The following is a 20,805-nucleotide window of genomic DNA, read 5'->3' as shown; positions in this document are numbered from 1 at the left end:
ATAGCACAAGGAATCGAAGAGCGATTCGATGTAGAGGCGGGATGAGTAAAATCAGCACAATAAAAAACGGCCCACAAGGGGCCGTTTTTTGCAGGTCAGCTAAGCTAAACTTAGAAGCTGTAACCTACGCCGGCAATCCAGGTACCAACGTCAACATTGCGGATGCGGCTCTGCTCGTAGCCCACGTCCAGCGCAACGTCCTGAATTGGGTTAAACTGCAGACCTGCACCGTAGGAGAAGCCTACGTCGCTTGAATCAGTTTTAGCGCGTGATGCGGTATCGTTCTGCTGGAATTTACCGTAGCCGACACCTACAACACCGTAGATGCTAGCCCAGTCGTTCAGACGGAAAGCTGGACCACCGGTCACACCGTAGTACTGGCCTTTGTTGTAGATGCCATCTTCGGTACGATCTTTTTCAGTGTAGGTGAATGAACCGATCCAACCCAGTGGGTTAGAACCGTCTTCGTAGCGGTATTTCAGGTTGAAGCCGTTAGCTTTGCTAGCCACGCCCTGATAGTCGCTCTGAGCATAGCCACCAGTTACGGTGCTCTGTGCCATTGCTGAACCTGCAGATACTGCCAGTACACAGGCTAATGCTGAAAGACATGCAATTTTTTTCATAACCACCTCAAATGTGAAAATACTTCTCTCCTGACAACGCTGAAAATATAACAAAAAATAGCGAGAAACTCTGCCCGGATTTTGTTGTCTAACAGAAAGTTTGGTGTAACAGGAAGTTAATGCGACATCCTATGTCATTCATTTTTCTTATAAAATCAGTCATCTTTTTGCAATAATCATTTTGTGCTCATTTCGTGCTTTAAGTTAAATCCTAAAAAATCCTGACATTTCTTTACCTAAATGGCCCTGATTCTGGCTAAAACCTGCTCAGTTAAGCCAGATTTAAAACGCGATTTCGTGAATCTTTGCCCGCTATTTCCTTTACACTGGCTGACTTATGACGTTAATGACCAGGAAAAGTACACAGGATGTCTGCCTCTCCCACTTCCAAAAATCTTGCCCCGATAGTCATGCCAATTGCCGTGCTACTGATTGCGATGCTGTCGCTGCAGGGCGGCGCTTCACTGGCAAAAAGCCTGTTTCCTTCTGTAGGTGCCACCGGGATTACCGCACTGCGTCTGGGCTTTGGGACCCTGATACTCTGCGTCATTTTCAAGCCCTGGCGTTTACACTTTAGCCGGGAGCAGCGTCTGCCCCTCCTGATATATGGACTGGCTCTGGGCACCATGAATTTCACGTTCTATCTGGCGATTCGTACCGTGCCACTGGGCGTGGCGGTGGGACTGGAATTTACCGGCCCCCTGGCGCTGGCGCTGTTTGGATCGCGCCGGCCACTGGATTTTGTCTGGGTGTTGCTGGCGGTAATTGGCCTGTGGTTCCTGCTGCCATTTGGTACAGACATGACCGCAATTGACCCGCTGGGCGCAGCGCTGGCAGTGGGTGCAGGTGCCTGCTGGGCAATCTATATCCTGGCGGGACAACGGGCGGGCGCAGAACATGGACCCGCAACCGTGGCCATCGGTTCGCTGATTGCTTCGGTCATTTTTGTGCCACTCGGGCTGACGTTCGCCGAAAGCGGCATCTGGACATGGGCGGTTATGCCGATCGCGTTGCTGGTCGCGCTGCTCTCCAGCGCTATTCCCTATTCCCTGGAGATGATCGCCCTTACCCGCTTACCGGCGCGCATTTTCGGCACGCTGATGAGTCTTGAACCCGCCATGGCCGCCTTTTCCGGCATGCTGTTTCTGGGGGAAACGCTGACCGGACTTCAGTGGCTGGCGCTGCTGGCCATCATCATCGCCTCAGCCGGTTCAACACTGACTATGCGTCCGAAAAAGAGTCAGTTAAACAGCATTGAATTATCAGACGACTGCCATAAATAAGCGATTTCAGCCCGCCACGCTGGCGGGCGAAATAACAATCATCCTCAGCATGATAATTATTCTTAACCGCTGCGCTTTACGGCTCATCCTATTTTGAAACAGTCACTTACCTGTTATTTACAACTGATTATAACATTATGATTTTAATGACTATTTAATAATAGTTATATTTTAACATAGCTTTAACCTTACCTGCCCAGCCCGGCTTTTAATAAAGACATACGCTATTTCATCCATCGTCAAAGTCGTTTCTGCAAAGCTGAAAAGCGCTGCTATACTTATCCGGTACTTGATTAGGACAACCATCAAAGAGAGGACTGAAACGATGAGTACCGCTAAATTGGTTAAAACGAAATCTTCTGACCTGATTTATACCCGCAACGACGTGGCCGAAGATGAGAAGAAAGCCACTATCGCGGTGTTAAACCGTCTGGTAGTCGAGTTTATTGACCTGTCATTGATCACTAAGCAGGCGCACTGGAACATGCGCGGTGCTAATTTCATCGGTGTGCATGAGATGCTGGATGGCTTCCGCACCACGATTACTGATCATCAGGACACCATTGCCGAGCGTGTGGTACAGCTGGGCGGCGTAGCGCTGGGCACCACGCAGGTTGTGAATGACAAGACTCCGCTGAAAAGCTATCCGCTGAATATTCACAGTGTTCAGGATCATCTGAAAGCGCTGGCAGACCGTTACAGCGTTGTGGCGAACGATACCCGTAAAGCGATTTCAGAAGTGAAAGATGAAGATACCGCTGACATTTTTACTGCGGCATCGCGTGATCTGGACAAGTTCCTCTGGTTCATCGAAGCCAACATTGAATAATTCGCAATGCACTCAATCAGGCGGGGAAACCCGCCTTTTTTATGTCTGTGTTACCTCAATTTTATGACCCTGTTAACAGTTTTTCCCTCCCCCCGCTTCACAGCCTTAACATCTGAGGCAAACTACCGCTTGCACCAAAACAGTCACCTGCACCAAAATTGAGCACCAATAGGGTGCAATGGCAGAATTAACTGCAAAATCGTGTCAGCTGTGTTATTTAACTCTCTGATTTCGCGGATTTTGCAAAGTTGGCATAATTCTTTCATATGACAAGCCGCAAACGCAGGCCCTGCCGCCTGGTAGTAAAAAGGAAAAAATGATGAAGTCACTGTTAAAAGTTTCTGTGGCCGCGCTGGCGCTGGCCTTCTCTCTCTCTTCCACCGCAGCAGAAAAAAAGCTGGTCGTCGCTACTGATACCGCCTTTGTTCCGTTTGAATTCAAACAGGGTGACAAGTATGTCGGTTTTGATGTGGATCTGTGGGATGCCATTGCGAAAGAGCTGAAGCTCGATTACACCCTGAAGCCAATGGATTTCAGCGGCATTATCCCTGCACTGCAAACGCGCAATGTCGATCTGGCATTGGCAGGTATCACCATTACCGAAGAACGTAAAAAAGCGATCGCGTTCTCAGATGGCTATTACAAAAGCGGTCTGCAGGTGATGGTGCGTAATAATGAAAACGACATCAAAGGCATCAGCGATCTGAACGGTAAAGTCGTCGCAGTGAAAAGCGGCACCGGCTCTGTGGAGTACGCCAAAGCCAACATCAAATCGAAAGATTTGCGTCAGTTCCCGAACATCGACAGCGCTTACATGGAGCTGGGCACCAACCGTGCGGATGCCGTGCTGCATGACACGCCAAACATCCTGTACTTCATTCACACCGCCGGTAAAGGCCGCTTTAAGGCGGTAGGCGATTCGATTGAAGCGCAGCAGTATGGTATCGCCTTCCCGAAAGGCAGCGACGATTTACGTGAAAAGGTAAACGGCGCACTGAAAACCCTGAAAGAGAACGGCACCTACAACACGCTTTATAAAAAATGGTTCGGCACCGAACCTAAATAATAATTTGCCCGTTATCTGATTTCAGCAGGGAAACTTTTTCCCTGCTTTTTTCCATCGCAACATATCTGGAGTGACACCATGGAGTTTGACTGGAGCGTCATCTGGCCCGCCATGCCAGCGCTGCTCGAAGGCGCCAAACTGACCTTAATTATCTCAATCATTGGTCTGGTTGGCGGCCTGTTTATCGGGCTGGTGGCCGGTTTTGCCCGCGCTTACGGTGGCTGGATCACCAATAACATCGCACTGATATTTATCGAAATTATCCGCGGCACCCCTATCGTGGTGCAGGTGATGTTTATTTACTTTGCGCTGCCGATGGCATTCCCTGACCTGCGTATTGATCCTTTCACCGCCGCAGTGGTGACCATCATGATTAACTCCGGCGCGTATATTGCCGAGATCACCCGTGGTGCCGTGCTGTCGATCAACAAAGGATTCCGTGAAGCCGGACTGGCCCTTGGCCTGTCAAGCCGCGAAACGCTGCGCTACGTGATTATGCCGCTGGCACTGCGTCGTATGCTGCCGCCGCTGGGTAATCAGTGGATTGTCAGCATCAAAGATACCTCACTGTTTATCGTTATCGGCGTGGCCGAACTGACACGTCAGGGTCAGGAGATTATTGCCGGTAACTTCCGCGCTCTGGAAATCTGGAGCGCCGTCGCGATCATCTATCTGGTGATTACGCTGGTGTTGAGCTTTGTGCTGCGCCGCATTGAGAAAAGGGTGAAAATCCTGTGATTGAATTTAAAGATGTCTCCAAGCATTTTGGCCAGACCCAGGTGCTGCATAATATCGATCTGAAGATTAACCAGGGCGAAGTGGTGGTGATTATCGGCCCATCCGGTTCCGGTAAGTCGACGCTGCTGCGCTGCATTAACAAGCTGGAAGAGATCACCAGCGGCGAGCTGATTGTTGATGGCCTGCGCGTTAACGACCCGAAAGTCGATGATCGGCTGATCCGTCAGGAAGCGGGCATGGTGTTTCAGCAGTTTCATCTTTTCCCACAGATGAGTGCGCTGGACAACGTCGCCTTTGGTCCCATCCGGGTGCGCGGTGCCAGCAAAGAGGCAGCACGCCAGCTGGCGCGGGAGCTGCTGGGCAAAGTAGGCCTGGCAGAGCGTGCACATCACTTCCCATCCGAGCTGTCCGGCGGCCAGCAGCAGCGTGTGGCGATTGCCCGTGCGCTGGCGGTGAAGCCGAAGATGATGCTGTTTGATGAGCCAACCTCAGCGCTGGACCCGGAGCTGCGTCACGAAGTATTAAAAGTGATGCAGGATCTGGCGGAAGAAGGCATGACGATGGTGATTGTGACGCACGAAGTGGGCTTCGCACAGAAGGTCGCCTCGCGTCTGATCTTTATCGACAAAGGCCGGATTGCGGAAGATGGCGATCCCGACAGTCTGATCAGCAATCCCCCCAGCGAACGTCTGCGCGAATTCCTGCAGCACGTCTCCTGATCAAAACGGGCCGCTTAGCGGCCCGTTAAGCCTGATGACAACCCAAACCAGGATAAATCTGGCAGCAACGAACAAACCCGAAGCAAAGGGAACACGGTCAGAAGAGGAAAGCGTCCCGCGCCAGGGACGGCGCGGGCCGAGTTTGTCATGGATGACAGCCTTTGCGTCTTTCCGATCCGACCGTGTTCCCTGTGCCAGCTCGGTCTTACCGCCACCGAGTTGGACGTTGTCAACAATCAAAACGGGCCGCTTAGCGGCCCGTTTTTTTATGCCCCGAGCCGCAGTAATACCGTGCCTGCACTGGGAACACCTCAGCTTCCCAGGCGACTCAGCAGCTTGCTGCGCTGGGCGGCAGGTATAAAACTCCACGCCAGGAAGCGGCTCTGCTTCTGACCCTGCGCCATATTCACCACCCGCACCTCTTCGACCTCGAGCGCCTTCAGCTGTTTTTCCAGCGCCGGTAAATTCTCTTTGCGTGACACCAGCGAGGTAAACCAGCCAATCTGGCGACCAAATGCCACGCTCTCGTCGATCATCTTGCCGATAAACGCCTTTTCGCCACCGGGATACCACAGCTCATTATGCTGTCCGCCAAAGTTAAGCGGCGCACTCTTATTCAGCCCGAGATTGCGCACTTTACGCTGCGCTCCCGAGAACGCCTCTTCCGCCGACGCGTGAAACGGCGGATTACACATCACCGCGCTGAAAAATTCATTTTTGCTGACCACACCCGCCAGCACCGCATCGCTGTTTTTCTGACGACGCAGACGGATCTGACGCGTCAGGCGCGGATTGGCTGCGACAATGCGGTTAGCGGCTTTGATGGCGGCTTCATCTATCTCGGTACCGGTGAAGCGCCAGCCATATTCCGCCGCACCAATCAGCGGATAGATACAGTTTGCGCCGCAGCCGATATCGAGCACGTCCGCTGCCGGGATCGTACCGTTGTTGTCCAGCGCCAGCAGATCGGCCAGGTAATGCAGATAATCGGCACGTCCCGGCACAGGCGGGCAGAGTGAGCCGGGCGCCAGCTGCCAGTCGATGTCATAAAACAGTTTGATGAGCGCCTGGTTCAGCAGCATCACCGCCTCCGGGTCCGCGAAATTCACGGACTGCACGCCATAACCGTTAGGCCGGACTTTCGCCGCCAGCGACGGATGGGCAGCGGTTAGCGCGGCAAAATCGTATTCGCCCTGATGGCGATTGCGGGCGTGAAAGGGCGACGTGCTGGCTGACTTTTTCATACATTCTCTCAATTATTCAGGCGCGCGTACAATACGCTGTAGGCGGCGGAAAATAAACCCGCACCATCCGCTTACCGCTTTCCGATTCCGTCGGGTGATGCTGTCGGGCTAAGATATATAAAATCATCTGCTGGAGACGTTATGACCCGGAAACGCTATTCCTGGCAACCCCGTGCTGGTCACGGACTGCCGCACGATCCGCTGAACGCTATCATCGGGCCGCGCCCGATTGGCTGGATTAGCTCTGTCAGCGCTAGCGGACAGCGCAATCTTGCCCCTTACAGCTTCTTTAACTGCTTCAACTATAATCCGCCGATTATCGGTTTCGCCAGCAGCGGCTGGAAAGACAGCGTACGAAATATCGCAGAGACCAAAGAGTTTGTCTGGAACCTGGCGACCCGTCCGCTGGCCGAAGCGATGAATGAAAGTTCAGCCTCGCTGCCTGCCGATCAGGATGAGTTCGCCTTTGCCGGGCTAACGCCGCTGGCCGCTTCACAGGTCAGCGCCAGTCTGGTGGCGGAAAGCCCGGTCAACTTCGAGTGCCGCCTGACACAACTAATTCAGCTGCAGGATGCCAGCGGTAACCTGCTCGACAGCTGGCTGGTGATGGGCGAAGCAGTGGCGATCCACATCGATGAATCGCTGCTTGAAGAGGGCATCTATCAGACCGCCAAAGCCGAGCCGATTCTGCGCGCGGGCGGACCCAGTGCCTATTACGGGATCAGTGAAGCGCAGCGCTTTGATTTAGTCCGCCCGGACGCACGCCGCAGGTAATCTTATTCCACAAGCGCATCGGCCCGGTGCGCTTTAATCTGCACCACCGCGCGGGCAATGTCGGGAGCCAGCCAGCGATCCTGCTGCCAGCGATCAACCACCTGCCGCAACAGCTGCCAGGCGCGCCGCGTGCCTGCTGCCAGCTGTGATTCACCGTGAAACTCCAGCGCCTGCGCCGCCAGCAGATACTCAATCGCGATAATGTGATCGACATTGCTGACCAGCTTCAGCAGCTTCAGCGCCGACCCGGTGCCGAGACTCAGATGATCCTCCTGTAATCCCGAGGTGACATAGTTGTCGAGTACCGCAGGCTGTGCCAGCTGACGGTTTTCCGCGCAAAGCGAGGCCGCCACATATTGCGCAATCATCATGCCGGAATTGACGCCCGGCTCAGCCACCAGAAACGGCGGCAGACCGCTGACCAGCGGATTGACCAGCCGATCCAGCCGTCGCTCGGCAATACTGCCCAGCTCCGCCAGCGCAATCGCCAGCAGGTCGCAGGCCATCGCCACCGACTCACCGTGCGGATGTGACTGCGACACCACGCGCCAGGCCTGTGGGGTGCCCAGAATCAGGGGATTGTCGGTACAGGCGTTGAGTTCGGTCTCCACCTGACGGGCGGCGTGCTCGAACTGATCGCGGCAGGCACCGTGTACCTGCGGCATCGACCGCAGACTCAGTGCATCCTGAGTCCGGATGCCGACGCTCGCATTCAGCAGCGGACTGTCACGTAACAACTGACGCAGGCGCTCGCCGCTGCGCTGAATCCCCGGACTGGCCTTGAGCGCCAGCACCTCAGGATCAAACGCCACCAGCTGTCCGCGCAATGCTTCAAAGCTCATCGCGCCGGTCACATCCGCCCAGTCCAGCAGACGTTCAGCATCGTCCAGTGCCAGACAGGCTAAGCCGGTCATGCAGGGCGTGCCGTTAACCAGACTCAGCCCCTCTTTTGCGCCAGGCCGGTATGGCACTAACCCCGCCTGTTCCAGCGCCTGCTGCGCGGGGATGATTTCGCCACGCCACTCCACCTCGCCAATACCAATCAGTGTCAGGCCGATATGCGCCATGTGGGTCAGATAGCCTACCGATCCCTGCGACGGCACCTGTGGCGTAATCTGCAGATTCAGCAGCGCCAGCAGCTGCTGCACCAGCGCCACTGACACACCCGATTTGCCGTGGCTGTAATTGGCAATGGCGGCGCAGATAATCGCGCGCACCTCTGCTTTTCCCAGCACTGGCCCGACGCCACAGGCATGGCTCATCAGGGTATTGCGCGACAGCTGGCCCAGCTCATCTTCAGACAGTGTGATGTTGCAGAGCGCTCCCAGCCCGGTATTGATGCCGTACGCCACCTGCCCCGCCGCCACGATGTTGCCGACAATTTCACGGCTCTGCGCGATGCACTGCCAGGCGCAGTCGCTCAGCGTCAGGGTGGCATCGTGCCGGGCCACCTCCACCAGTTCCTGCCATTTGAGCGGACCGTCGCCCCAGACCCGCGTCTGCTTTGTCACGTCACTCATACCACCGGCTCCACCTGATGATGACTGGAGATAAACTGCTTAAAGCGCGTCGATCCCGCCTTGCCGAACATCGCCTCTGGCGTGCCCTGGCAGTCAATCGTGCCCTGATGCATAAACACCACCCGGTTTGAGACGTTGCGGGCAAAGCCCATCTCGTGAGTGACTACCAGCATGGTGCGCCCCTCTTCCGCCAGGCTGCGCATGACCTTCAGTACCTCGCCCACCAGTTCCGGGTCCAGTGCTGACGTCGGCTCATCAAACAGCATCACCTCCGGGTCCATTGCCAGCGCGCGGGCAATCGCCACCCGCTGCTGCTGACCGCCTGAAAGCTGGGCGGGATAGAAGTCTTTGCGATTCAGCAGGCCGACCCGATCCAGCAACTGTTCCGCCTGGGCGATACAGGCTTTTTTATCGCGCTTCAGCACGTAGTGCGGCCCTTCAATGACATTCTGCAGCACGGTGAGATGTGACCAGAGGTTAAAGCTCTGAAACACCATCCCCAGCCGTGATCGCAGCCGTTCAATCTGACGCGGATTAGCCGCCAGCTGATGCCCGCGTGCATGGCGCTTCATCTCGATGGTTTCGCCGCCGACGCTGACCACGCCGGAGTCGGGCGTCTCCAGCAGGTTAATGCAGCGCAGCAGCGTACTTTTGCCCGAGCCGCTGGCACCGAGAATAGAGATGACATCGCCCTTGTGCGCCTGCAGCGAGATACCTTTCAGCACCTCCATGGCACCAAAAGATTTATGGATATCGCTGGCCGACAGCGTGACGGGTTGCAGTTCAGACATTTTTCTCTCCTCCGGTAATCGGCTTAGCGGTCAGTAACGGCTTTTTTTCCGGTTTATGTACCGGCGTCAGACGCCGCTCCAGCAGGGCATAGAGTTGAACAATAATGAAGTTCAGGATCAGGTAGATCGCCGCCGCACAGAGAAACACCTCCATGGTGCGGTAGGTGCGCTGAATGATCTGCTGCGCCACGCCGGTAACATCCCAGACCGTCACCAGGCTGGCCAGCGCGGTCGATTTCACCAGCAGGATCGCTTCGGTGGAGTACGCGGGCAGCGCGTAACGCAGCATCACCGGCGCGATAATCCGTCGCAGCAGCAGCCCGCGCGACATACCGCAGGCCATTCCCGCTTCCACCTGACCGGGCGGCACCGCCAGCAGCGCGCCACGCAGAATCTCCGCGGTGTAGGCAGCGGTACAGAGCGACAGTGCCAGCACCGCACAGGTAAAGGGCTCTCGCAGGAACGGCCAGAAGAGACTGTGACGGATCACGCCAAACTGCCCCAGGCCGTAGTAGATCAGGAACAGCTGAATCATCAGCGGCGAGCCGCGAAATACCAGAATGTAACCACGGGCAAATGCGCTCAGCACTCGCCAGCGGCTCATGCGCAGCGCCAGAATACCCACCGCCAGCACGCCTCCGCAGAGAAACGCACTGATAAACAGGCCCAGCGTGACCGGCAGTGCGGCGCTGAGTTTAAGGAAGGTGTCAGTGAGGAACGCAAAATCGATCATAAGTCTCCTTAATGCTGCGCAGCAGTGCGGCTTTGCCAGGCGCGACCAAGCCGGGATTCGGCGCGCAGAAAGGCGCGGTTCGACAGCAGCGTCAGCAGCAGGTAACAGGCTCCGCCTACCAGGTAAAAGAAGAAGTAGTCACGGGTCGAACCGGCCGCAATCTGGCTGGCCCGCATCAGCTCGACAATACCGGTCACCGACACCAGCGCCGAATCTTTCAGGCTCATCTGCCAGACGTTTGACAGGCCGGGCAGCGCATAGCGCGCCACCTGCGGCAGCAGAATGCGTTGCCGGATGCGCCAGCGCGGCATGCCAATCGCGACAGCGGCTTCAATCTCCCCTTTCGCCAGTGCCAGCCGTGCGGCGCGGTAGGCTTCCGCCTGGTAAGAGCCGGAGATCAGCCCGATAGCCAGCGCACCGATCAGAAACGGTGGTGCTTCGATAAAGCCGTCCGCGCCAAACAGCTGTCCGATCTGCGTGATCAACCCCGATCCGCCGAAGTAGAACAGGTAGATCACCAGCAGTTCAGGAATGCCACGGAAGATCACCGAGTAACCTTCCCCCAGCCAGCGCACCGCCCGGTGCGGCGATAACTTTGCGGCAGCAACGCCCGACCCCACCAGCGCGCCAACCAGCAGCGCGGCAAACGACAGCAGCAGCGTGGTCAGCGTGGCACTCAGAATCAACCGTCCCCAGCCGTCCGGGCCAAAACTCAGCAGGCTTATCATCCGTTACCTCTCTCAGGGTGTGACGTCAGTTTTGAACCACTTCTCGCTCAGCTTTTTCACTGTGCCGTCGGCCAGCGCGGCTTTGATCGCCTGATCCAGTCGGCCTTTCAGATCGTTGTCTGCCATGCGCACGCCCAACGCCTCGCCCTCACCCCAGATCGGGCCGCCCAGCTGCGGACCGCTGAAGCTGAGGTTACGGTTATCCGGTCGCGCCAGCATCGACTGGGCAAAGGTCACATCATCAAACACCGCATCAATACGTCCGGCCTGCAAATCGAGGATCGCATCAGCTGAGCTGGTGTATTCACGCACATCCGCCACATCTTTAAAGTATTTGTCGATAAACGGCGTATAGACCGTGCCGGAGGCGATACCGATCGTTTTGCCCTTCAGCCCGGCTTTCAGGGGTGCAATGGCAGGCTCTATAGTTTTTTCATCGTCGGTAAGTTTGATGATCTTGCTGTCGGCGGGCAGCAGTGAACCTTTCACGGTGATAAAGGTGGCGGGCGTGGAGGCATAGGGCACGGTGAAATTCACCACTTTCCTGCGATCGGGCGTAATCACAATCGCATCCATGATCACGTCATATTTCCCGGCATTCAGTCCGGCGATCATGCCATCCCAGTTCTGCACCACCAGCTTGCACTGAATTGCCATGCGCTGACAGAGATCCGCCATCAGCTCCGGCTCAAAACCGCCCAGCTTGCCGCCCGGCAGGGTGAGGTTCCAGGGTTCATAACTGCCTTCAGTGGCAATGGTGATCGACTTCCACTCTTTAGCCTGGGCGCTGACGCCACAGAGCAGCAGACTGGAAACCAGCGTAGTGAGACATAAACGACGAAGGGTCAGAGGGTGCGTCATACGGTTCTCCTGAAAGTAGCGGCCTGGTGATCGCCCTGCGAGATTTAACATAAATTTCACAGGATGATATGTCATGTATATACAAGTTAACGTTGTGCAGTTCATTGCTGGCTTTATCAATTTGTGAGCCAGACGGGATTTATTCAGATTGAGCACGCGCTGCAGCACTTGTACATACAACTAAGCAAAGGTTATGCCAGCTCTGCAAAAGTGACGAATGGAGGCGGAAGTAAGGGAGCAGCCAGACAGGCTGCTCTCACCTGCCCCCGATTAGCGCAGCGCTGCACCAGGGCGGCGCATCGTAGATTTATTGCGGTCTGGCCTGCGCCAGCATGGCGTGGATCATCGCCTTTAACACTTTTTGTAACTCTGCGGCACGCGCCTGTTGCCAGGCATAAGGCGGGGTTTCATCCATGTAGTTCAGCTGCGCCAGCTCCAGCTGAACTGCCTCAATCTGCTGCTGTGGCTGGCCATAGGCGCGGGTGATATAACCGCCTTTAAAGCGGCCGTTGAGCACCCAGCTGTAGTCGTGCTGTGCGGCGCACACCGCCTCTATGGCTGCGCTCATCTCAGGCGTGCAGCTCGCGCCGTCGTTGGTGCCGACGTTGATATCGGGCAGACGGCCCTCAAACAAACGGGGAATTTCACTGGCAATGGAATGCGCGTCAAACAGCAGCGCATAGCCGTGCTGCGCTTTGAGCCGCGCCAGCTCCTGCTGAATCTGCTGATGGTAAGGTTGCCAGATTTGATCGACGTAGCCCTGACGCGCCGTGGCATCGGGCGTTTTGCCTGGTGCAAAGGTCGGCGTGCCGTCGAACAGGGTTTCCGGGAACAGGCCGGTGGTGGCGGTGGTGTAGAGCGGCTGATTATCGGGTGGACGATTAAGATCGACCACAAAACGGGAATAGCGGCCAATTAACACACTGGCCCCGAGGTCACGCACAAAATCATACAGCAGTGGGATGTGCCAGTCGGTGTCAGGCAGGCCGCGCGCGGCCTCGCTCAATCCGGCATCCACCTCAGGCGTCAGTTCAGTACCGGCGTGGGGAATGCTGACCAGCAGCGGCAGGCTGCCCTGGGAAAAATAGAAAGGGTTCATTGCGGTTCTCCACGATAGATAACGGTACAGGGCAGTTCACCACCCAGCCAGTAAACCAGTTCTGCCGGTCGTGCCAGCGGCCAGTGGACAAAGTTTGCCACTTTACCCGCCTCCAGCGAGCCGTGACTCTCCGCCAGCCCCAGCGCTTTTGCCCCCCACAGGGTGACGCCCGCCAGCGCCTCTTCCGGCGTCATGCCAAACAGCGTACAGCCCATATTCAGCATCAGACGCAGCGACAGCGCGGGCGAGGTGCCGGGATTGGCATCGCTGGCCAGCGCCATCGGCACGCCGTGGCGGCGGAAGAGATCCACTGGCGGACGCTGGGTTTCGCGCAGCAGATAAAACGCACCGGGCAGCAGCACCGCCACGGTGCCATGCTGCGCCATCGCCCTGGCATCCTCTTCGGTGGCATATTCAAGATGATCAGCAGAAAGCGCACCATAGCGGGCCGCCAGTGTGGCACCGCCCAGCGCTGAAAGCTGTTCCGCATGCAGCTTTACCGGCATACCCAGCGCTACCGCCCGGTCAAACACCCGCGCCACCTGCTCCGGGGAAAAGGCGAGATGCTCGCAGAAAGCATCCACCGCATCCGCCAGCCCCAGCGCCTGCACCTGCGGCAGCAGACGGTCGCAGATGATGTCGACCCAGCCATTCGGGTCGTGCTTAAACTCCGGCGGAAAGGCGTGCGCGGCCAGGCATGTGGCATGGACATCAGCGGCAACGCGCTCTCCCAGCTGACGAATCGCCCGTAGCATTCGCAGTTCGCTCTCTTCATCCAGACCATAGCCGGACTTGATCTCCACGGTGGTCACACCCTCAGCCAGCAGGTGGTCGAGTCGCCAGCGGGCCGAGGCCACCAGCTCCTCTTCAGTCGCCGCGCGGGTGGCGCGCACGGTGGAGAGAATGCCTCCGCCCTGCGCGGCAATCTCTGCGTAGCTGACGCCATTCAGACGCTGTTCAAACTCCTGGCTGCGGTCGCCGCCAAACACCAGATGAGTATGACAATCCACCAGCCCCGGCGTCACGATACCGCCTGGCAGACGATGATGCCGATCGGCGACGAAGGCGGGCATCTCCGCTTCAGGCCCGACCCACACCAGCCTGCCCGCCCGCACCACCAGTGCGCCCTGTGGGATCAGATGGTACTTTCCGTCACGCATGGTGACCAGGTCGGCCCCCGTCCACACCGCCTCTACGCGCATCTCTTCTGTCATCGCCGCCTCAAGCCTCCGCCGTTTACACTGTGCCTCAAAGTATGTATATGTATATACAACCACATCCGGTGAGGATCAACCATGGCGACTTTTTTTGCCCCGCGCGCACTGCTGGCGGAGGGCTGGCAGCAGCAGGTACGTATTACGGTCAATCAGACCGGTTTTATCGACTCCCTTACCCCGGACAGCCACGCAGATCAGGCTATCCGCCTCAACGGCGAGGTGATCCCGGCGATCGCTAACCTGCACTCGCACGCTTTCCAGCGGGCGATGGCGGGTCTGGCGGAAGTGGCGGGCGATCCACAGGACAGCTTCTGGACCTGGCGGGACCTCATGTACCGCATGGTGCAGCGCCTGACGCCAGAGCAGGTGGGTGATATTGCCGCCCTGCTCTATATCGAAATGCTGAAAGGCGGCTACACCCAGGTGGCAGAGTTTCACTATCTCCATCACGATCCCAGCGGCGCGCCCTACAGCGATGACGCGATGCTGCAACAGCTGATTGAAGCAGCAGAGATTGCCGGTATCGGTCAGACAATGTTGCCGGTGCTCTACAGCTACAGCGGCTTTGGCAGTCAGCCTGCGGCGGCCGGTCAGAAACGTTTTATCCAGCAGAGCGAACACTACCTGCAACAGCAGGCGCGGCTGGATACGTGGCAGCAGCAGCGGCCCCTGCTGAACCGTGGCCTCTGTTTCCATTCGCTGCGGGCAGTAAGCGAAAGCCAGATGCACGAGGTGCTGGCGGCCAGCGATCCGGCGCTGCCGGTGCATATTCATGTGGCTGAACAGCAGAAAGAGGTCAATGACTCGCTGGCGTGGAGCGGCGAGCGTCCGGTGGCCTGGCTGCTGAACCGCTTTGGGGTGGATGCACGCTGGTGCCTGATCCACGCCACCCATCTGGATGAAGATGAACTGTCGCGTCTCGCGCATAGTGGCGCGGTAGCAGGTCTCTGTCCGACCACCGAAGCCAACCTCGGTGACGGCATCTTTCCGGCGGTGGAGTATATCGCGCAGGGCGGACGCTGGGGCATTGGCTCCGACAGTCACGTCTCGCTGAGCGCCCAGGAGGAGCTGCGCTGGCTGGAGTATGCGCAGCGGCTGCGCGACCAGCGTCGCAACCGGATTACCCTGCCCGGCCAGCCGTCGGTGGGCGATTTGCTGTGGCAGCAGGCCGCGGCGGGCGGAGCCCAGGCGTGCGGCATTCAGCAGGGCGCGCTGGCGGTGGGACAACGTGCCGACTGGCTGGTGCTGCGCGATGATGCATGGCTCGGCAGCGTGGATTCACATACGGTGCTGAACCGCTGGCTGTTTGCCGGACAGCGCGATCAGATTCGGGACGTTTATGTGGCGGGTAAGGCCGTGGTTGAAGATGGGGTGCATCCGCAGCAGGCGGCGTGTGCTGCACGCTTTGCTCAGGCGATGGCGGCGCTGCGATGATCGCCCGGTTCAGGTACGAAGATCTGCCGGTCAGCCGCTGGCGCAACGGCGGCGGCGAAACCCGCGAGATCATCAGCTTCCCGCCCGGCGCAGATCGCTTCGGCTGGCGCGCCAGTATTGCTACGCTGGCGCAGGATGGTCCCTTCTCCGCCTTTCCGGACATCGATCGGGTGATTACCCTGCTGCATGGCGATGCGGTGTTGTTAACCGCGCCCGGCGTTCAGCATCTGCTGACACCGCAAAAGCCGTGGGCGTTTGCCGGTGAGCTCGCCTTAACGGCGCAGCTGCAGGGTAGCGTCAGCGAAGATTTTAATATCATGGCCCGGCGCGGTGAATGGCAGGCCACAGCTGAGATAGTTACCGCGCAGGTCAGTAGTCTGCACGGCGTCGCCTGGGTGCTGGCGGGTGCGTGGCAGACCGCTGACGGGGAAAGGCTGACCGCGCAACAGGGCGCGTGGTGGGTCGATGAAGAAACACAACTCAGCCCGTGCGAGCCGGATGCCCGGCTGCTGTTTACCCGACTTAGAGCCTATCCCACCAGGCGTAATTGTTGCAGGTAGTCTGGACACGGACAGCGCGGAACAAGCAGGCGTACACGTAGTACGTGAGGATTACTCGCTGTGCTCGCCCCTTCAGGGCCGCACTTCAGGGCGTTCAGGTTGCTAAAGCAGCCTGTGTGAGCACTGCCCAGGTCCACACTGACAAATAAAATAACCTGATGGGCTCGGCTCTTAACCGTGTCCCCTGAAGCGCCCCAGTAGTTTGTAACGTGAGCCGGGATAAAGCAGTCGCGCATAGGTGACGATTTTCGTGTCGCTCCAGGTCTGACGGCGAATCAGCAGGCAGGGTTCGTGTTCATCCAGCGACAGATGTTTACGCTGACGCGCATCGGGCAGTACCGCTTCAACAATATGCTCACCTGCCGTCAGCGGCGCGACCCGCATCAGATAGGTATAGGGCGTCATCTGCTGATAATCCTGCGTCAGGTAGTCTGGCGCGACCAGCGGATTGACCAGACGGTCCTCAAGCTGCACCGGCAGATCATTTTCGTAATGCACAATCAGCGAATGGTAGAGCGTTTGTCCAGTGGTGAGCCCCAGCACGGCGGCCTGCTCAGGATCGGCTTTGTTCTGGCCGATGGCGAGAATTTTACAGCTGTGCTGATGACCGCGCTGAGCGATCTCATCGGCGATGTTATGCACCTCCAGCATAGCGGTATAGCCTTTCATCTCCGCCACAAAGGTGCCGACGCCCTGCATCCGCACCAGAAAACCTTCGCTGGTCAGTTCGCGCAGCGCCCGGTTAATAGTCATGCGGCTGACGCCCAGCTCATTCACCAGTTCACTTTCTGATGGCACACGCTGATTCGCTTTCCACAACCCTTCACGGATCTGGCTGACGATGGCCTGCTTCACCCGCTGATAAATCGGGGCGGGTTCATCGCTCATTGCCGCCGCCAGTTGTGCCAGTGCCGTATGCTCGACCATTTGCTGTTCCTTATGCTGAAAGTCCCTTAAGTTTACTGTCTCACTGCGTGAATGTATATACATCCAGTAACGCGCGCCGTGCCCCACTGGTGCAGTCTGCGCATCCTGATGGTGCACTCTCTCCGTCGCGTATAACCCGCGACCCGCGCCGGTTAGACATTCATTTTTTGTGATCGGTCTGGCACGGCACTTGCTTAGTCTGTTTGATTGTATAGACAAGCATAGACAAGAATTAACGCTTATGTTTCACTCACATTATTCCGCTGGTTCAGGGCATGGAAAGCAGCTTAGCCTTGCCAGCACACTTGTATAGACAGGAGTAGACTATGTCAGGTTCGTTTCAGGCATTGCGCCTGGTGCCCGGCGAGGTGGACCTCGCCACATTACGCGCTATCTATCAGGGTAACGTCACGCTGAGTCTTGACGACAGTGCGCGTCAGGCGATTGCGGCGGCGCAGCAGACCGTGGAGATGATTGTCGCCTCCGGCAACGTGGTGTATGGCATTAATACCGGCTTTGGCAAGCTGGCACAGACGCAAATCCCGGCCAGCCGGCTGGCGGATTTGCAGCGCAATCTGGTGCTGTCACACAGCGTGGGTCTGGGCGATCTGCTGCCCGACAATGTCACCCGTCTGGTGGTCGCCACCAAAATCATCAGCCTGGCGCGCGGTCACTCTGGCGTGCGTATCGAACTGGTTGAGGCGCTGCTGGCGCTGTTCAACGCGGGCGTAATGCCCTGCATTCCGGAAAAAGGCTCGGTCGGTGCCTCCGGCGATCTGGCACCGCTGGCGCACATGTCGCTGATGCTGCTGGGCGAAGGTCAGGTGCAGGTCAATGGCACGCTGATCCCGGCAACAGAGGGACTGGCAAGCGTGGGCCTGTCACCGTTTGTGCTCGGTCCGAAAGAGGGCCTGGCGCTGCTCAACGGCACCCAGGTTTCGACCGCGCTGGCGCTACGCGGCCTGTTCGAAGGTGAGAACCTGTTTGCCGCCGGTCTGATGGCCGGTGCACTGTCGCTGGAGGCGATCAAAGGCTCGCTGAAACCGTTCGATGCCCGCATCCACAAGGCGCGCGGCCAGCAGGGCCAGATTGCGGTCGCGGCAGCCGTCAGCACCCTGATTGAAGGCAGCGAAATTCTGCAGTCGCATACGAATTGCGGCCGCGTTCAGGATCCCTACTCCATCCGCTGCGTGCCCCAGGTGATGGGTGCCTGCCTGGACAATGTCAGCCACGCGGCGCGGATTCTGGAAATCGAAGCGAACGCCGCCTCGGACAATCCACTGGTGTTCAGCGACAGCGGCGATGTGATCTCCGGCGGCAACTTCCACGCTGAGCCGGTGGCTTTTGCTGCTGACATCCTGGCGCTGGCGATTGCCGAAGTCGGCGCCATCTCTGAACGGCGACTGGCGCTGCTGCTGGACAGCGGCTTATCCGGTCTGCCGCCCTTCCTGGTACGTGACGGCGGCGTGAACTCCGGCTTTATGATCGCCCAGGTCACCGCCGCCGCGCTGGCTTCTGAGAACAAATCGCTGGCCCATCCGGGCAGCGTCGACAGTCTGCCAACCTCTGCGAATCAGGAAGATCACGTCTCCATGGCGACTTACGCCGCCCGGCGTCTCGGCAGCATGTGCTTCAACAGCGCCGCCGTAGTGGGCATTGAGGCGATGGCTGCTGCGCAGGGCATTGAATTTAACCGGCCACTCAAAAGCTCCACGCTGATTGAGCAGGCCATCGACACCATTCGCGAGCAGGTCGCCTTCCTTGAGGAAGATCGTCTGCTGGCGCCCGATATCGAGGCAATGCGTCAGTGGGCAAGTCGCGCTGACTGGCCTCAGGCATTGACCGCGCTGCTGCCGAGCATGCGCCCAACTTCTTGAATTAAGGATTCCTTCATGAGCGAAACTCTTTCTCAGGCTCTGGCACGTGAGATTCGTGCACCACAGGGTACTACGCTGCACTGCGCCAACTGGCTGATTGAAGCGGCTTACCGCATGATTCAGAACAACCTCGATCCCGATGTCGCTGAACGTCCGGAAGATCTGGTGGTGTACGGCGGCATCGGTAAGGCGGCACGCAACTGGAAATGCTTCGAACAGATCCTGCGTTCGCTGCGGGCGCTGCAGCCGGATGAGACGCTGCTGATCCAGAGCGGCAAGCCGGTCGGCATCTTCCGCACCCACGCAGATGCACCGCGCGTGCTGCTGGCGAACTCCAACCTGGTGCCGCACTGGGCGACCTGGGATCACTTCCATGAGCTGGATAAAGCGGGTCTGATGATGTACGGCCAGATGACCGCCGGTTCCTGGATTTATATTGGTGCGCAGGGCATCGTGCAGGGCACTTATGAAACCTTCGTGGAAGCGGGTCGTCAGCACTACAACAACGACCTCAGCGGACGCTGGATCCTCACCGCCGGGCTGGGCGGTATGGGCGGCGCACAACCGCTGGCGGGTGTACTGGCCGGGGCCTGTGTACTGGCGATTGAGTGCCAGGAGTCGCGCATCGATTTCCGTCTGCGTACCCGTTACGTGGACTACAAAGCCACCACGCTGGATGAAGCGCTGGCGTTAATCAGCGAAGCCACCGCCGCCAGGAAAGCGATTTCGGTCGGCCTGCTGGGCAATGCCGCTGAGCTCCTGCCGGAGCTGGTGAAACGCGCCCAGGCGGGCGGGCCGAAGCCGGACATCGTGACCGATCAGACATCGGCGCACGACCCGATTAATGGCTATCTGCCGATTGGCTGGGATCTGACGCGCTGGCAGCAGGAGCGCGTCTCACAGCCGAAAGCCGTAGAGAAAGCAGCCCGTGCTTCTATGGCGGTTCATGTCCAGGCGATGCTCGACTTCTGCCATATGGGCATCCCAACCGTCGATTACGGCAACAACATTCGTCAGGTGGCGCTGGATGAGGGTGTCAGCAACGCGTTCGATTTCCCTGGCTTTGTGCCAGCCTATATTCGTCCGCTGTTCTGCGAAGGCAAAGGCCCGTTCCGCTGGGTCGCGCTCTCGGGCGATCCGGAAGATATCTACAAGACCGACGCGAAACTCAAAGAGCTGTTCCCGCACCAGCAAACGCTGCATCGCTGGCTGGATATGGCGCAGGAGCGCATCGCCTTCCAGGGCCTGCCTGCCCGTATCTGCTGGCTGGGACTGGGTGAACGGCATCTTGCCGGTCTGGCGTTTAACGAAATGGTCCGCAACGGCGAGCTGAAAGCGCCGGTCGTAATTGGCCGCGACCATCTCGACTGCGGCTCAGTCGCCTCTCCTAACCGTGAGACCGAAGCGATGAAAGATGGCTCGGATGCGGTCTCTGACTGGCCGCTGCTCAACGCCCTGCTGAATACCGCAGGCGGCGCAACCTGGGTCAGTCTGCATCATGGCGGCGGTGTCGGCATGGGCTTCTCACAGCACTCCGGTGTGGTGATTGTCTGTGACGGCAGCAAAGAAGCTGATGCGCGTCTGGGTCGCGTATTGTGGAACGACCCGGCCACCGGTGTGATGCGTCATGCCGACGCAGGCTATGAGCTGGCGCAGCAGTGCGCGGCTGAACATGGCCTGAATCTGCCTATGCAGAAGTAATCCTTTGACTGGGGCGAGCAGCAGCTTGCCCCGTTTTCCCCCGCTATTCCATTCTTACCCCCTGGCGTAAACATCACTTCC

20 protein-coding genes are annotated in these 20,805 nt (G+C 58.0%); 10 read left to right on the top strand and 10 right to left on the bottom strand.

The genetic code is table 11. The features are described 5' to 3' along the window. Window positions 1-110 precede the first annotated feature (110 nt). Window positions 111-623 (bottom strand): outer membrane protein OmpX, encoded by a 513-nt coding sequence (gene ompX / locus QSK07_RS10310; RefSeq protein ID WP_285720756.1) that lies wholly within the window; start codon window positions 621-623, stop codon window positions 111-113. Between the two features lie 368 nt (window positions 624-991). Between ompX and rhtA the strand changes: the two genes are divergently transcribed. From rhtA to glnQ, 5 genes are all read left to right on the top strand, one after another. Further along, window positions 992-1,906 carry a threonine/homoserine exporter RhtA gene (rhtA, locus tag QSK07_RS10305; protein ID WP_285720757.1) on the top strand — a complete coding sequence of 305 codons (915 nt, stop codon included), beginning with the start codon at window positions 992-994 and terminating at the stop codon, window positions 1,904-1,906. Window positions 1,907-2,231: 325 nt separating this feature from the next. Continuing rightward, window positions 2,232-2,735 (top strand): DNA starvation/stationary phase protection protein Dps, encoded by a 504-nt coding sequence (gene dps, locus QSK07_RS10300; RefSeq protein WP_013357250.1) that lies wholly within the window; start codon window positions 2,232-2,234, stop codon window positions 2,733-2,735. Between the two features lie 319 nt (window positions 2,736-3,054). Next, window positions 3,055-3,801 (top strand): glutamine ABC transporter substrate-binding protein GlnH, encoded by a 747-nt coding sequence (gene glnH, locus QSK07_RS10295; protein WP_098051108.1) that lies wholly within the window; start codon window positions 3,055-3,057, stop codon window positions 3,799-3,801. Window positions 3,802-3,879: 78 nt separating this feature from the next. Continuing rightward, complete coding sequence (gene glnP / locus QSK07_RS10290) at window positions 3,880-4,539, top strand: glutamine ABC transporter permease GlnP (protein ID WP_285720758.1); 660 nt, start codon at window positions 3,880-3,882, stop codon at window positions 4,537-4,539. Beyond that, window positions 4,536-5,258, top strand: a complete 723-nt coding sequence (gene glnQ / locus QSK07_RS10285) for a glutamine ABC transporter ATP-binding protein GlnQ (RefSeq protein ID WP_010254327.1) — start codon at window positions 4,536-4,538, stop codon at window positions 5,256-5,258. Before glnP ends, glnQ begins: the two co-directional genes overlap by 4 nt. Before the next feature lie 311 nt (window positions 5,259-5,569). Here glnQ and rlmF read toward each other — a convergent pair whose 3' ends face one another. Next, window positions 5,570-6,502: a 23S rRNA (adenine(1618)-N(6))-methyltransferase RlmF gene (gene rlmF / locus QSK07_RS10280; protein WP_285720759.1), complete on the bottom strand. Its 933-nt coding sequence runs from the start codon at window positions 6,500-6,502 to the stop codon at window positions 5,570-5,572. Window positions 6,503-6,643: 141 nt separating this feature from the next. Here rlmF and QSK07_RS10275 point away from each other — a divergent pair, with 141 nt between their 5' ends. Continuing rightward, window positions 6,644-7,276, top strand: coding sequence for a flavin reductase family protein (locus tag QSK07_RS10275; RefSeq protein WP_098051111.1), 633 nt, complete (start codon window positions 6,644-6,646; stop codon window positions 7,274-7,276). A 2-nt stretch (window positions 7,277-7,278) separates the two neighbouring features. Here QSK07_RS10275 and QSK07_RS10270 read toward each other — a convergent pair whose 3' ends face one another. The 7 genes from QSK07_RS10270 to hutI all read right to left on the bottom strand — a co-directional run bounded on the left by QSK07_RS10270 (window position 7,279) and on the right by hutI (window position 14,222). Next, on the bottom strand, window positions 7,279-8,796 hold the full coding sequence (locus QSK07_RS10270; protein WP_285720760.1) for an HAL/PAL/TAL family ammonia-lyase: 1,518 nt from the start codon (window positions 8,794-8,796) through the stop codon (window positions 7,279-7,281). Continuing rightward, on the bottom strand, window positions 8,793-9,587 hold the full coding sequence (locus QSK07_RS10265; RefSeq protein WP_285720761.1) for an ABC transporter ATP-binding protein: 795 nt from the start codon (window positions 9,585-9,587) through the stop codon (window positions 8,793-8,795). Before QSK07_RS10265 ends, QSK07_RS10270 begins: the two co-directional genes overlap by 4 nt. Beyond that, window positions 9,580-10,320 (bottom strand): ABC transporter permease, encoded by a 741-nt coding sequence (locus tag QSK07_RS10260; RefSeq protein WP_033731964.1) that lies wholly within the window; start codon window positions 10,318-10,320, stop codon window positions 9,580-9,582. Before QSK07_RS10260 ends, QSK07_RS10265 begins: the two co-directional genes overlap by 8 nt. Before the next feature lie 8 nt (window positions 10,321-10,328). Further along, on the bottom strand, window positions 10,329-11,048 hold the full coding sequence (locus QSK07_RS10255) for an ABC transporter permease (RefSeq protein ID WP_285720762.1): 720 nt from the start codon (window positions 11,046-11,048) through the stop codon (window positions 10,329-10,331). Window positions 11,049-11,060: 12 nt separating this feature from the next. Then, the gene (locus QSK07_RS10250; protein WP_098051115.1) at window positions 11,061-11,909 is read right to left on the bottom strand and encodes a transporter substrate-binding domain-containing protein; all 849 of its coding nucleotides are present in this window, start codon (window positions 11,907-11,909) and stop codon (window positions 11,061-11,063) included. A 307-nt stretch (window positions 11,910-12,216) separates the two neighbouring features. Next, on the bottom strand, window positions 12,217-13,008 hold the full coding sequence (gene hutG, locus QSK07_RS10245; protein WP_275219817.1) for an N-formylglutamate deformylase: 792 nt from the start codon (window positions 13,006-13,008) through the stop codon (window positions 12,217-12,219). Next, on the bottom strand, window positions 13,005-14,222 hold the full coding sequence (gene hutI, locus QSK07_RS10240; RefSeq protein WP_098051117.1) for an imidazolonepropionase: 1,218 nt from the start codon (window positions 14,220-14,222) through the stop codon (window positions 13,005-13,007). The genes hutG and hutI overlap by 4 nt, the downstream gene beginning before the upstream one ends. 81 nt (window positions 14,223-14,303) lie before the next feature. Between hutI and QSK07_RS10235 the strand changes: the two genes are divergently transcribed. Beyond that, window positions 14,304-15,659: a formimidoylglutamate deiminase gene (locus tag QSK07_RS10235; RefSeq protein ID WP_285720763.1), complete on the top strand. Its 1,356-nt coding sequence runs from the start codon at window positions 14,304-14,306 to the stop codon at window positions 15,657-15,659. After that, on the top strand, window positions 15,656-16,219 hold the full coding sequence (locus QSK07_RS10230) for a HutD/Ves family protein (protein WP_285720764.1): 564 nt from the start codon (window positions 15,656-15,658) through the stop codon (window positions 16,217-16,219). Before QSK07_RS10235 ends, QSK07_RS10230 begins: the two co-directional genes overlap by 4 nt. A 171-nt stretch (window positions 16,220-16,390) precedes the next feature. Here the strand turns inward: QSK07_RS10230 and hutC are convergent, their stop codons facing one another. Beyond that, window positions 16,391-17,146 (bottom strand): histidine utilization transcriptional repressor HutC, encoded by a 756-nt coding sequence (gene hutC / locus QSK07_RS10225; RefSeq protein WP_275219820.1) that lies wholly within the window; start codon window positions 17,144-17,146, stop codon window positions 16,391-16,393. A gap of 326 nt (window positions 17,147-17,472) precedes the next feature. Between hutC and hutH the strand changes: the two genes are divergently transcribed. Together hutH and hutU are read left to right on the top strand one after the other, a co-directional pair. Further along, complete coding sequence (gene hutH, locus QSK07_RS10220; protein WP_285720765.1) at window positions 17,473-19,023, top strand: histidine ammonia-lyase; 1,551 nt, start codon at window positions 17,473-17,475, stop codon at window positions 19,021-19,023. A gap of 15 nt (window positions 19,024-19,038) precedes the next feature. After that, on the top strand, window positions 19,039-20,724 hold the full coding sequence (gene hutU, locus QSK07_RS10215) for a urocanate hydratase (RefSeq protein WP_285720766.1): 1,686 nt from the start codon (window positions 19,039-19,041) through the stop codon (window positions 20,722-20,724). Window positions 20,725-20,805 lie beyond the last annotated feature (81 nt).

The sequence above is a fragment of the Pantoea sp. QMID4 genome (genome assembly GCF_030270445.1).
In the GTDB taxonomy this organism is placed as follows: Bacteria; Pseudomonadota; Gammaproteobacteria; order Enterobacterales; family Enterobacteriaceae; genus Pantoea; species Pantoea vagans.
The sequence above is the reverse complement of the archived record's forward strand: the minus strand, read 5'-3'. Positions and strand labels throughout refer to the sequence as shown.

What these genes read in the sequence shown, in the direction of transcription:
- QSK07_RS10265 (WP_285720761.1), bottom strand. Translation starts at nt 9,587, where the DNA reads ATGTCTGAACTGCAACCCGTCACGCTGTCGGCCAGCGATATCCATAAA.
- QSK07_RS10230 (WP_285720764.1), top strand. Translation starts at nt 15,656, where the DNA reads ATGATCGCCCGGTTCAGGTACGAAGATCTGCCGGTCAGCCGCTGGCGC.
- QSK07_RS10270 (WP_285720760.1), bottom strand. Translation starts at nt 8,796, where the DNA reads ATGAGTGACGTGACAAAGCAGACGCGGGTCTGGGGCGACGGTCCGCTC.
- glnP (WP_285720758.1), top strand. Translation starts at nt 3,880, where the DNA reads ATGGAGTTTGACTGGAGCGTCATCTGGCCCGCCATGCCAGCGCTGCTC.
- rhtA (WP_285720757.1), top strand. Translation starts at nt 992, where the DNA reads ATGTCTGCCTCTCCCACTTCCAAAAATCTTGCCCCGATAGTCATGCCA.
- QSK07_RS10255 (WP_285720762.1), bottom strand. Translation starts at nt 11,048, where the DNA reads ATGATAAGCCTGCTGAGTTTTGGCCCGGACGGCTGGGGACGGTTGATT.
- hutI (WP_098051117.1), bottom strand. Translation starts at nt 14,222, where the DNA reads ATGACAGAAGAGATGCGCGTAGAGGCGGTGTGGACGGGGGCCGACCTG.
- dps (WP_013357250.1), top strand. Translation starts at nt 2,232, where the DNA reads ATGAGTACCGCTAAATTGGTTAAAACGAAATCTTCTGACCTGATTTAT.
- hutH (WP_285720765.1), top strand. Translation starts at nt 17,473, where the DNA reads ATGTCAGGTTCGTTTCAGGCATTGCGCCTGGTGCCCGGCGAGGTGGAC.
- glnH (WP_098051108.1), top strand. Translation starts at nt 3,055, where the DNA reads ATGAAGTCACTGTTAAAAGTTTCTGTGGCCGCGCTGGCGCTGGCCTTC.
- hutU (WP_285720766.1), top strand. Translation starts at nt 19,039, where the DNA reads ATGAGCGAAACTCTTTCTCAGGCTCTGGCACGTGAGATTCGTGCACCA.
- ompX (WP_285720756.1), bottom strand. Translation starts at nt 623, where the DNA reads ATGAAAAAAATTGCATGTCTTTCAGCATTAGCCTGTGTACTGGCAGTA.
- QSK07_RS10235 (WP_285720763.1), top strand. Translation starts at nt 14,304, where the DNA reads ATGGCGACTTTTTTTGCCCCGCGCGCACTGCTGGCGGAGGGCTGGCAG.
- hutC (WP_275219820.1), bottom strand. Translation starts at nt 17,146, where the DNA reads ATGGTCGAGCATACGGCACTGGCACAACTGGCGGCGGCAATGAGCGAT.
- hutG (WP_275219817.1), bottom strand. Translation starts at nt 13,008, where the DNA reads ATGAACCCTTTCTATTTTTCCCAGGGCAGCCTGCCGCTGCTGGTCAGC.
- QSK07_RS10250 (WP_098051115.1), bottom strand. Translation starts at nt 11,909, where the DNA reads ATGACGCACCCTCTGACCCTTCGTCGTTTATGTCTCACTACGCTGGTT.
- QSK07_RS10275 (WP_098051111.1), top strand. Translation starts at nt 6,644, where the DNA reads ATGACCCGGAAACGCTATTCCTGGCAACCCCGTGCTGGTCACGGACTG.
- rlmF (WP_285720759.1), bottom strand. Translation starts at nt 6,502, where the DNA reads ATGAAAAAGTCAGCCAGCACGTCGCCCTTTCACGCCCGCAATCGCCAT.
- QSK07_RS10260 (WP_033731964.1), bottom strand. Translation starts at nt 10,320, where the DNA reads ATGATCGATTTTGCGTTCCTCACTGACACCTTCCTTAAACTCAGCGCC.